Source organism: Sinorhizobium terangae, from assembly GCF_009601505.1.
GTDB lineage: Bacteria > Pseudomonadota > Alphaproteobacteria > Rhizobiales > Rhizobiaceae > Sinorhizobium > Sinorhizobium terangae.
This window is the reverse complement of the sequence record NZ_WITC01000058.1, coordinates 66,645-77,880: the sequence shown is the minus strand read 5'-3', so window position 1 is coordinate 77,880 and position 11,236 is coordinate 66,645. Positions and strand designations below refer to the sequence as shown.

At 62.1% G+C, this 11,236-nt stretch carries 11 protein-coding genes; 9 read left to right on the top strand and 2 right to left on the bottom strand.

The window, feature by feature from the left end:
- Positions 1-162: 162 nt before the first annotated feature.
- The 4 genes from GHK62_RS15855 to GHK62_RS15845 all read left to right on the top strand — a co-directional run bounded on the left by GHK62_RS15855 (position 163) and on the right by GHK62_RS15845 (position 4,115).
- Positions 163-1,077 carry a transglutaminase-like domain-containing protein gene (locus GHK62_RS15855; protein ID WP_153440119.1) on the top strand — a complete coding sequence of 305 codons (915 nt, stop codon included), beginning with the start codon at positions 163-165 and terminating at the stop codon, positions 1,075-1,077.
- 122 nt (positions 1,078-1,199) lie between these two features.
- Complete coding sequence (locus tag GHK62_RS33595) at positions 1,200-1,349, top strand: hypothetical protein (RefSeq protein ID WP_167528267.1); 150 nt, start codon at positions 1,200-1,202, stop codon at positions 1,347-1,349.
- A 282-nt stretch (positions 1,350-1,631) separates the two neighbouring features.
- Positions 1,632-3,065: an aldehyde dehydrogenase family protein gene (locus GHK62_RS15850; RefSeq protein WP_153440118.1), complete on the top strand. Its 1,434-nt coding sequence runs from the start codon at positions 1,632-1,634 to the stop codon at positions 3,063-3,065.
- Positions 3,066-3,227: 162 nt separating this feature from the next.
- Positions 3,228-4,115: a DMT family transporter gene (locus tag GHK62_RS15845; RefSeq protein WP_380784555.1), complete on the top strand. Its 888-nt coding sequence runs from the start codon at positions 3,228-3,230 to the stop codon at positions 4,113-4,115.
- A 6-nt stretch (positions 4,116-4,121) separates the two neighbouring features.
- Here the strand turns inward: GHK62_RS15845 and GHK62_RS15840 are convergent, their stop codons facing one another.
- Positions 4,122-5,300 carry an aminotransferase gene (locus GHK62_RS15840; RefSeq protein ID WP_153440117.1) on the bottom strand — a complete coding sequence of 393 codons (1,179 nt, stop codon included), beginning with the start codon at positions 5,298-5,300 and terminating at the stop codon, positions 4,122-4,124.
- A gap of 66 nt (positions 5,301-5,366) precedes the next feature.
- Positions 5,367-6,410 carry a LysR substrate-binding domain-containing protein gene (locus GHK62_RS15835; protein WP_153440116.1) on the bottom strand — a complete coding sequence of 348 codons (1,044 nt, stop codon included), beginning with the start codon at positions 6,408-6,410 and terminating at the stop codon, positions 5,367-5,369.
- 218 nt (positions 6,411-6,628) lie between these two features.
- Between GHK62_RS15835 and speB the strand changes: the two genes are divergently transcribed.
- The 5 genes from speB to GHK62_RS15810 all read left to right on the top strand — a co-directional run bounded on the left by speB (position 6,629) and on the right by GHK62_RS15810 (position 11,111).
- Positions 6,629-7,690, top strand: a complete 1,062-nt coding sequence (speB, locus tag GHK62_RS15830; RefSeq protein ID WP_153440115.1) for an agmatinase — start codon at positions 6,629-6,631, stop codon at positions 7,688-7,690.
- Positions 7,691-7,777: 87 nt separating this feature from the next.
- Positions 7,778-8,572 carry a transporter substrate-binding domain-containing protein gene (locus GHK62_RS15825; RefSeq protein ID WP_153440114.1) on the top strand — a complete coding sequence of 265 codons (795 nt, stop codon included), beginning with the start codon at positions 7,778-7,780 and terminating at the stop codon, positions 8,570-8,572.
- Between the two features lie 74 nt (positions 8,573-8,646).
- Positions 8,647-9,315 carry an amino acid ABC transporter permease gene (locus tag GHK62_RS15820; RefSeq protein ID WP_153440113.1) on the top strand — a complete coding sequence of 223 codons (669 nt, stop codon included), beginning with the start codon at positions 8,647-8,649 and terminating at the stop codon, positions 9,313-9,315.
- Positions 9,312-9,959 carry an amino acid ABC transporter permease gene (locus GHK62_RS15815; RefSeq protein WP_184108988.1) on the top strand — a complete coding sequence of 216 codons (648 nt, stop codon included), beginning with the start codon at positions 9,312-9,314 and terminating at the stop codon, positions 9,957-9,959. The genes GHK62_RS15820 and GHK62_RS15815 overlap by 4 nt, the downstream gene beginning before the upstream one ends.
- 72 nt (positions 9,960-10,031) lie before the next feature.
- Positions 10,032-11,111, top strand: coding sequence for an ABC transporter substrate-binding protein (locus GHK62_RS15810; protein WP_153440112.1), 1,080 nt, complete (start codon positions 10,032-10,034; stop codon positions 11,109-11,111).
- Positions 11,112-11,236 lie beyond the last annotated feature (125 nt).

The window sequence follows — 11,236 nt, the reverse complement described above, 5'->3', positions numbered from 1 at the left end:
CGCCGCGCGTCTTATCAGACGCGCAAAGGACGCTGTAGCACTTTGAATTAATGCATGTTTTTATCCTCAAATCGGCGATGATTCGAGGAAACATGCAGTAGAGTGTGCCTCGGGCATTCACGCCCCTGTCCGCGGGCCTGCGGTTGATCAGGGAGGTCGGAGATGTTCATACGCTTCGGTTATGAGATCGGCGTTCGGTGCACGCAGCCGACGCCGATGATGACCTATCTTTCGGTTGTACCCGAACGGCGTGACGACATCGTCCGGGAGCGCGGCCCTGTCGCATCACCGATACTGGCGATGGAGGAAATCACTGACCCCCACGGAAACGCCTGCCTGCGGATGGTCTTGCATGCAGGCGAAACCAAGCTCGGCTATGACGCCGTGATCAAGGACGACGGCAGGCCTGATATCTCGGATCCGCTAGCGGAGGCCGCGCCCGTGGAAAGGTTGCCACCCGCATGGCTGCCTTATCTTTCCGCCAGCCGCTATTGCGAGACCGACCGCCTCGGCGCGCTCGCGTGGAAGCTTTTCGGCGATGTTCCCGCCGGATGGCAGCGCGTCCAGGCGATCTGCGACTATGTCCATGATCGGCTGGTTTTCAGCTATGGCTATGCGCAGGCAATGCGCACGGCCGTCGAGGCGCACGAAGGCCGCCTGGGCGTCAGCCGCGACTATGCTCATCTGGCCATCGCTCTTTGCCGCTGCATGAACATGCCGGCGCGCTACGTGAACGGCTACATGACCAATGTCGGCGTACCCGAGAGCCCGGCACCGATGGATTTCAATGCCTGGTTCGAGGTCTTTCTCGGCGATCGCTGGTATACGTTCGATGCCAAGAACAATGCGCGGCGCATCGGCCGCATTCCCGTCGCGCGCGGCCGCGACGCGGCGGACATCCCGTTGATCCAGACCTTCGGGAAGCATGAACTTACGGTCTTTACCGTGTGGACCTCGGTAGAAACCGATGTCTCGCTCACCCGGCCGCACAGCACGGCAGACGTTTCGCTATTGACGCCCTGGTTCAGCGAAACCTGGTCGCGACATCTCCGGGAGCGCGACCGCAATAGGCATTGAGCGTAGCCAAGACCCCCGTAAACGGATTTTTCACTTCCGGCGTGATCTGCGAAAAATATTATCTATATACTCAATGGATAATATAGGAGAACATAACTACTGCGAAACAGCGGAGAGGCAAGATGCACGCGATCAAGGCGACGACCCAATCCCGCTACACGATCTACTCTGCCCTACCGGCGCGACGCTCGCGGGGCAATCTCATTCCTCACACCGTTGCTATTGCGGCGGCATTCACTTTTCTCGCAGCGCTCATCATCGGGGCGATCTGACGCCGGTGCGGCGTCCTCTCGACCATGCCCCCTTTATCCCTTTCCTCCGCCCTTGTCGGCATGGCGCGTGCGGCGACAGACCGGACGCTCGTCGCGCATCGGCCGGTGTCGCCAATGACGCGATCGTTCCGCTTGCGGTCCGGGCTGCCAACGTCGTAGCCTGCCCGCCGCAAACGTGAACATGTGACATATGCGGCGGTTTGCTCCGGAAGACTGGCATGCGGTGAGCGTCTCGAGGATGACGTCACCTTCCATTCGGAGCCGTACGGGGAGGAGAAGGGAATGCTCGACAAGAGAAAATTCTACATCAACGGCGAATGGGTCGGTCCGGTCGAACCGAATGATCTGGAGGTCCTGAATCCGGCGACCGAGCAAGCGGTTGCCGTGATTTCCATGGGCAGTGCTGCAGATGTCGACCGCGCCGTCGCCGCGGCGAAGGAGGCCTTCGCAACCTATAGCCAGACCAGCGTCGAGGAGCGTCTGGCGCTGCTCGAAAAGCTGCTCTCGATCTACAAGCGCCGCTATGACGAAATGGCCGCGACAATAACGATGGAGTTGGGCGCCCCGGCGACGATGGCGCGGGAGCAACAGGCCGATGTCGGCGTCGGCCACCTGCAGGGTTTCATCGACGCGCTGAAACGCTTGAAGACGCGCGACCGGCTGCCGAACGGTGATGTCATGCTGCGTGAGCCGATCGGCGTTTGCGGGCTGATCACGCCCTGGAACTGGCCGATCAACCAGATCGCGCTGAAGGTGGTGCCGGCGCTTGCGACCGGCTGCACCTGCGTCCTGAAGCCGAGCGAATTCACGCCGCTCAACGCCATGCTCTATGCGGAGATGATCCATGAGGCAGGCTTCCCGGCGGGTGTCTTCAATCTCGTCAACGGCGACGGCATCAACGCCGGTGCCGCGCTGTCGAAGCACAAGGACATCGACATGATGTCGTTTACCGGTTCGACCCGGGCCGGCATCGCCGTCAGCAAGGATGCGGCCGAGACGGTCAAGCGCGTCACGCTGGAACTTGGCGGCAAGTCGCCGAACATCGTCTTTGCCGACGCCGACCTCGAGGAACGCGTCACCGGCAGCATTCTCGAATGCTTCAACAATTCCGGCCAGTCCTGCGACGCGCCGACGCGCATGCTGGTGGAGCGCGGCGTCTATGAGAGGGTGGTGCAGATGGCGAGACGCGTCGGCGCCGAAGCCAGGGTCGGCGATCCCACGAAGGAGGGCTCGCACATCGGGCCGCTCGTCAGCCACATCCAATATGGCCGCGTGCAGGCGCTGATCGAGGCGGGCATTGCCGAAGGTGCGAAATTGCTCGTCGGTGGCGTGGGCAAGCCGGAGGGCTTCGAGAGGGGCTATTTCGTCAAACCGACGATCTTTGCCGACGTCGACAACACCATGCGCATCGCACGTGAAGAGATCTTCGGTCCGGTGCTGGCGATCATTCCCTTCGATACGGAAGAGGAGGCGATCCGGATCGCCAACGATACCAATTACGGGCTCGCTGCCTACGTCCAGACGGGCGACCCGAAACGGGCCGAACGGGTCGCCGCAAGGCTGCGCGCGGGCATGGTCCACATTAACGGCGGCCCGCATCGCTATGGCAGCCCCTTCGGCGGCTACAAGCAGTCCGGCAATGGCCGCGAAGGCGGCCTGTTCGGCCTTGAGGATTTCCTCGAAGTGAAAACCGTCCACGTGCCGGACGCAGCCTGATCCTCGCCATGCCGAGATTCAGCCGGTGCTTGCCGCGCCGGCTGATTTTTGTCGCTAAATTAGCTGTTGTTGGCTGTTGTTGACCGTCCGGTTCTGATAGCTGGCTTGCGGCGCCCCTGATCCCGCGGCGCTTGCCCTAAGTCGACTTCGCTGGACTTCGCCGTGACCCAAGCCGCTTCCGTTTCTTCCCGCAGCTCGATTGCGATGACAGCGCTGCTGCTCGGCGGTGCCGCCATCGGCGGATCGCCGATCTTCGTGCGGCTTTCCGAAGTAGGGCCGATGGCGACCGCCTTCTGGCGCGTCGCCCTGGCGCTGATCCCGCTTGTGGCCTGGTCGTGGTTGCGCAACGGGTCGGCGAGCGACAGGCGGCCGCAGCGATTTTCCGACTACGCCATGCTCATCCTGCCCGGCGTCTTTCTCGCAATCGACCTCGCCGCCTGGCACCTCTCGCTGACCATGACCTCCGTTGCCAATGCGACGCTGCTCGCAAACCTTGCGCCGGTCTTTGTCACACTCGCGGGCTGGGCGCTGTTTCGGGCGCCGGTCAGCGGCGTCTTTGTCGCGGGGCTCGCCACAGCCATCGTCGGCGTCGTGATCCTGAAGGGTGGGCCGGTCGCGCTTGCTGGCGGTGATGTCCTCGGCGATGGCATCGCGGTCATCGCCGCCATGTTCTACGCGGCCTATATCCTTGCGATCGGTAAATTGCGGAGCCGCTTCGACACCAACCGGATCATGATCTGGAGCACGGCCTCTGCCGCTGTCTGCATGCTGCCGATGACGCTTGTCGCCGAACCGTCGCTCTTTCCGGCAACTGCCTTCGGATGGGCGATGGTGTTCGGTCTCGCCTTCGTCAGCCATGCAGGCGGACAGGTGGCGATCACCTATGCGCTCGCCTATCTGCCGGCCGCCTTCTCGTCCTTGACGCTGCTCTTGCAGCCGGTTGTGGCGGCGATCCTCGCCTGGGTGCTGCTCAGCGAACCGGTTGGCCTCGCCCAGGCGATCGGCGGAGCGATCGTGCTCGTCGGGATCTTGATCGCCCGCCGTGGATAACCCTCTTCAGATGCCGGGCAGTTCGAAGCCCGCGAGCCGTTCTTCGAGCTTGCGTATCGTCGCCACATCGGCATTGGCGAAAGCAAAGCGCAGGTAGTTTTCCTGGCCCTCGCCGAAATAATCACCCGGCAGGCAGACTACGCCGGCAAGCTTCGCCAGTTTCTCGGCAACGAACTGCGAATCGATATCGGGGAAGGGGTGGCGGATATAGGCGAAATAGGCCCCGACCGCCTGCAGTTTCCATTTCGGCAGCCGGCTCATGACGTCCCTGAGCGCATCGGCGCGTGCGGCGATTTCAACACGGTTTGCAAGCCGCCAGGCTGCAAGCGCCGGAATGGCTTTCGCGACAGCCGCCTGCGCGGCGCGCGGAGCACAGATCTGCAGGTTGTCCATGATCTTGGTGATCTGTTCGACGAGCGCCGAACCGGCGGTGATCGCGCCGAGGCGGTGGCCGGGGATGCAGAAAGATTTCGAAAAACTGTAGAGGCCGATGAAGCTGTCCTGCCAGCCCCTTGCCCGAAGCAGGCCGTGCGGCGCGACATCCGCCGATGGCAGGAAGTCGCGATAGGTCTCGTCGAGGATCAGCCAGGTGTTGTTCCTGCGGCAGGCTTCGTGGATGCGCTCAAGCAATTCCGGCGGATAGACGGCGCCGGTGGGGTTGTTCGGCGAGACGAGAGCCAGCGCGCGAATGCCCGGCCGAAGCGCTGAGGCGATCTCTTCGACTTCCGGCAAGAATCCGGCGCCGGCGTCGCAAGGCGCCAGCTCGACATTGATGCCCAGCATCGCGAGCGTCGTTTCCTGATTGAAATAATAGGGGTTGGTCATCAACACCGTATCGCCGGCGCCGGCAATCGCCATGACGGCACACATGAAGGCCTGGTTGCAGCCGGAGGTGATGTGAATGTTGTCGGCCGTAACCGCCGCGCCATAGAGACCAGCGACATGGGCGGCATAGGCCGCGCGCAATTCCGCCTCGCCCTCGATGGCGCCGTACCCGGTATAGGCGGTCGAGGCGGATGCCTCGCCCAGCCATTTCAGCATGTCCGGGTGGGCGGGATAGCCCGGCACCGCCTGCGAGAGATCGATCAGCGGACCTCTTGCCCCGTCATAGGTCTTCGCCCAGGCGAGCACCGAGGGAACCGGCGGCGGCGAGAGCTTTTCGACGAGGGGATTGAAATGCGGCATTTGAACCTTCCTGTTGGTGATAAGCGTGGGCGAAGTGCTAGCAAGAACCGCTGCAGGCTTTTCGGTCTATGATTTGGCCTTGCGTTTCGGGGGCCGTTCCGGGCGCCGATTTCGCGTCGGCGACGAGATCGGCTGAAAGCTGTCCGCTTTCGATTTTTGCGCGGCTTCCGGTCTGGACATGCGGCTGCGGATGATCGTACGGGCCGAGACCTGGAGCTCCGGCATCGGATCGCTTTCGAGCGCAGCGAACAGCCAGTCGATGAAAACGCGGACGATCGGCGCGGCACGGATTTCGTTGCGGCAGGCGACGAAGAAGGCGTCATTGGCCGGCACCGTCAGATCGAAGGGCGCGATCAGCTCGCCGCGCGCGATCAGGCTTCCCGCCGTGATCGTGTCGCCGAGCGCCACGCCCTGGTTGTGCAATGCCGCCTCGGTCGAAAGCCGCGCGTCGCTCATGAAATGCTGGCGGCCGCGCTGCAGATCGATCGCGTCGGCTGCTGCCAGCCAGGTGTTCCACTCGCGGCCGTCGTCGCCGTGAAGCATCACGTGGTCGCGCAGATCTCGCACGGAGCGCAGCGGCCGCATGTTGAGGAGGGTGGGGCTGACGACCGGGAAAAGCTCAAGGCGGCTCCAAAGCTTCGCCCAGCAGTCGTTCCAGTTGCCGTCGCCATAGAGCAGGCAGATATCGACGTCGGGCGAATGGAGATGTGCCGCATCGTTGGAGGCGATCAGCGTCAGCCTGACGTCTGGGAACTGTTCGGTGAACAGATGCAGGCGCGGGATCATCCAGAAGGAGAGCAGCGCCGGGACGCAGGTGATCCTGAGCTCGCCACTTGTCGCGGGGCGTGTCATGGCGGCAGTGGCGGCGGCGATCTCCGCGAAGGCGTGGGTGACGGCCGGCAGCAGCAGGGCGCCCTGTGGCGTCAGCCTCAGCCGTTTGCCGCCGCGCTCAAAAAGCGTGGCGTTGAACGAGAGTTCGAGCGCCCGGATTTGATGGCTGATCGCACCGTGGGTGACGTTGAGCTCGCGCGCCGCAGCCGAAACGGAGCCGCGCCGGGCCGTCGCCTCGAAGGCACGCAGCGGATTGAGAGGAGGCAGGCGGCTCGACAAACAAGGCTCCGGAAGGCAGGACGAATATGTGAGTATTTCTCACACGAAACGCTATAACAATGTCAATTGATTTTCCAGCGGAATTGTCTCCTAATATGCGCCAACAAGGGCAAAAGCCTGGGGAACACGACGGCGCCAGTCCAACCGGCGAAATCCGCAGATCGAGATTTGCGGCGCGTCCCGCGCACCCCAGTGGCAAAACATGGAGGTTCGGGCGCATGGCCTGGGATGAACAGAAGCTCAGCGAATTGAAGGCGAAATATGGCGAAAGCCACGGCGGTGAGCTTTTCGATCCGACGTTTCGCAAGGTCGCCGACAAGATCTTCACCAAGAGCGGCACGCGGCTGGCGCCCTATTCCGGTATCCCTACCTTCCTGACCGCGCCCTATATGCCTGTCGACGCCGAAAATCCGGACTTCGGCAACTTGCAGGTGGCGATCGTCGGCATACCGATGGATCTTGGTGTCACCAACCGCCCGGGCTCCCGCTTCGGACCGCGCGCCTTGCGTGCCATCGAGCGCATCGGCCCTTATAACCATGTGCTCGGCTGTGCACCCGTCCACGATCTGCGTGTCGCCGATATCGGCGACGTTGCCTTCCAGAGCCGCTACCGGCTGGAACTCAGCCATGAAGACATCGAAAAGCGCATCAACCAGATCGTTGAAGCCGGCGTCGTGCCGCTGTCGGTCGGCGGCGATCATTCGATCACCCATCCGATTTTGAAGGCAGTCGGCAAGAAGCGCCCGGTCGGCATGATCCATATCGATGCCCATTGCGACACTGGCGGCGCCTACGATCTCACCAAGTTCCATCACGGCGGGCCGTTCCGCAACGCGGTTCTCGACGGCGTGCTCGACCCGACCCGCGTCGTGCAGATCGGCATCCGCGGCTCGGCCGAATATCTCTGGGAATTCTCCTACGAGTCCGGCATGACGGTCATCCATGCCGAGGAAGTTACGGGCCTAGGTATCCCGGCGATCATCGAAAAGGCGAAGAAGATCGTCGGCGATGGTCCGACCTATCTCTCCTTCGACATCGACAGCCTCGACCCGAGTTTCGCGCCAGGGACCGGCACGCCGGAAGTCGGTGGCCTGACGACTCGGGAGGTGCTCGAACTCATCCGCGGCTTGAAGGGAGTCAATCTCGTCGGCGGCGATGTCGTCGAGGTCGCCCCGCAATATGACGCGACGACCAATACCGCGCATGCCGGTGCGCAGGTGCTCTTCGAGATCCTGAGCCTGATGGTTTTCAGCCCGGCGATCACTGGCAAGGCCGGCTGACACCTTCGAGATGCCCGGCCGCCGAACTGGAAGCGGCGGCTAGGGCATCCTGACCCGACAGACAAACTTCCAGATTGGGGAACGAAAATGACAATCCAAACCAAGCTGAAAGCAGTATTTGCCGCCGCACTGATGGTTGGTGCCGCGGCTGGAATGGCTCATGCCGACGCGATCGACGATATCAAGGCGGCCGGCCAGATCAATGTCGGCATCTTCTCGGATTTCCCGCCGTTCTCGTCGGCCAGTGCCGACATGAGCATCAAGGGATATGATATCGACGTCGCGCAGCACATCGCCGACGCGCTCAGCGTGAAGCTTAATCTCGTCAGCGTTACCGGCCAGAACCGCATTCCCTATCTCAACGACAAGCGCGTCGACATCCTGATGAGCGTCGGCTACTCGAAGGAGCGTGCCGAGGTCATCGATTTCGCGGCCGCCTACGCGCCTTACTACATCGCCGTCATCGGTCCGGCCGAGCTCAAGGTCGCCGGCAAGGACGATCTCGCTGACAAGACGATCGCAGTGAATCGCGGGACGCTTGAGGACACGTCGCTGACCGAAGCCGCGCCGGCCTCGGCGGACATCCAGCGGTTCGATAACTACAATGCCGTGATCCAGGCCTTCATCTCGGGCCAGACGCAGTTGATGGTGGTTGGCAATGACGTCGGCGCGCAGGTACTGGCGCGACAGGAGGCATTGAAGCCGGAACAGAAGTTCCAGTTGCTGACGTCACCGTCGCATATCGGCCTCAACAAGAATGAGGAGCGCCTGAAGCAAACGGTCAACGACACGGTCGCCAAAATGCTCGCTGACGGCAAGTTGAATGAAAGCTCTGAGGCGTGGCTGAAGACGCCGCTCAACCCCGACAACCTCAAGGACTAGGCTGCTCCGGCTAAAAGGCGTGCGGCCTGCGGAATGCCTTTCTTCCGCAGGCCCGTCCGGGAAGGGTTGCGACGATGGGCTACAGCCTCGACTTTGGATGGCTTCGTGACGCCGCGGGGGCAATCGCCCACGGTGCGGCCATGACTTTGCTGCTGATCGCCTGCACGACGGTGCTCGGCATCCTCATCAGCATTCTCGGCGCGGCCGCGCGCCGCGGTCGCTATAGCCTGCTCCGCAAAGCAGTAGCAATCTACGTCGAGGTGATCCGCAATACCCCGTTTCTAGTGCAGCTCTTCTTCATTTTCTTCGGTTTGCCGACCATAGGCATCCGCCTCGATCCAATCGTCGCGGCGATCCTGGCGATGACCCTCAATATGGCCGCCTACACGACCGAGATCGTCGGCGCCGGTCTCGATGCAGTTCCGAGGGGGCAGAGCGAGGCCGCTCTTGCGCTCGGCCTGAGGCCGCGTCAGGTTTTCGTCAAGATCATCCTGCCGCAGGCCCTCAAGGTAATCTTCCCGGCACTGACCAGCCAAGTTGTCATCATGATGCTGGAGTCGGCGGTCGTATCGCAGATCGCGGTGCGCGAGCTCGCGCATGAGGCCGACCTGCTGCAGGCACGGACATTCCGGTCCTTCGAAACCTATCTCGTCGTCACGATGATCTATCTCGGCCTGTCGATGGCGATCAGGCGATCCCTTGTCGCCGGCGGCCGGCGTGTCTTAGGGGCGGGCGTGTCGTGATCGAATTCACTTTCTGGGATATTCTGCGCAATCTCATTTTCGCGACGCGCTGGACGCTTCTGCTTTCGATCGTCGCCTTCGGCGGCGGGGCTGTGGTCGGTTTGCTGATCCTGTTTGCGCGCATATCGAAGCACCCGTGGTTGCGCCGCTTCGGTGCCGGCTACATCGCGCTTTTCCAGGGAACACCGTTGCTTATGCAGCTCTTCCTGATGTTCTTCGGCCTGCCGATGCTGGGTTTCCGTATCGAGCCGTGGACGGCTGCGGCACTCGGGCTGACATTCTACGCCAGCGCCTATCTCGCAGAAATCTGGCGGGGCGGCGTGGAAGCGCTGCCGCGCGGTCAATGGGATGCCGGCGCAAGCCTCGGTCTGCACTATCTTCAGGAACTGCGTCTGGTCATCCTGCCGCAGGCCTTTGCGATCACGCGTCCGCCGGCTGTAGGCTTCCTCGTCCAGCTCATCAAGAGCACGGCGCTGACCTCGATCATTGGCTTCGAGGAGCTTCTCAGGACGGCCAATGCGATCAATAATGCGACTTTCGAACCTTTCACCGTCTATGGGCTGGTTGCGGTGATCTTCTTCGTGCTTTGCTACCCGTTGACGCAATATGCGCGGATGCTCGAGCGACGAATGCCAGCACATTGAGACCGAAAAGATGCAGGGAATCAACTACAACAGGGAACGCGGCGGCTGCCGCCAAAACAAAGGAGACATGCAATGAACATCAATTCCATCAAGCGCCGCACGCTGCTGGGGGCGGGGCTTGCCGGTGCATCGATGCTGGCGATGCCGGCGGTGCTGAGAGCGCAGGACAAGTCGTTGAAAGTCGGTGTCTACGGCGGCTACTTCAAGGATTCGTTCGACAAGAACATTTTCCCTGACTTCACCAAGGCGACGGGTATCGCGATCGAGTCGGTCGCCGAGCCGACCGGTGAGGCCTGGCTCGTGCAGTTGGAACAGGCCGCTCGTGCCGGCCAGGCTCCGGCGGATGTCTCGATGATGTCGCAGGTGGCGATGCTCAAGGGTCAGGCGACCGAGCTCTGGACGCCCATCGACATGGCGAAGATCAAGAACGCCTCGCATCTGCTCGACCGGTTCATCAACAAGTATCCGGACGGCCGCGTCGCCGGCATCGGAGCCGTTTCCTGGTACATCACACTCGTCACCAACACCGATGTCTACAAGGAAGCGCCGACGTCGTGGTCCGCCTTCTGGGATCCGGCAAATGCCGACAAGCTCGGACTGCTCGCGCTCGTCTCCAACTCCTTCCTGCTGGAGGTGACCGCCAAGACCTTCATGGGCGGCACCAATGCGCTCGACACGGAGGAGGGCATCCTCAAGGCATTCGAGAAGCTCGCGGAAGTGAAGCCGAATGTGCGGCTCTGGTACCGCGACGAGGCGCAGTTCGAACAGGCGCTGAAGTCGGGTGAAATTCCGATGGGCCAGTATTATCACGACGTGACCGGCCTCGCCGCCGCCGATGGCCATCCGGTACGCTCGACCTTCCCGAAGGAAGGCGGCATCCAGGATTCCGGTTGCTGGGCGCTGTCGCGCGCTTCGCAGAAAGCGGAGGAAGCGCACATCTTCATCGACTATATGTCCCAGCCGTCGATCCAGGCGACGCTGTCGCGCAAGGTCGGCACCTCGCCGACGGTCAAGCGTGAGTCGACTGATCTCACGGACAAGGAGTTTGCAGCCGTTTCGTCGGACATTGAGCCGATCATCCCGCGCTACGATCTCTACCAGACCAAGTCGGATTGGCTGAACCAGAAGTGGACGGAGCTGATCGTCGGCTGATCGCCCATGAGCATCGACCTCCCGTCAGGAGCGGGAGGTCGATGCTGAAACACTGAGCGGAATGCGGGCGGAAACCGTTCCTCATTTGCGCTCCATGAATCATCTGCGCATGAGGCGCTACTGCA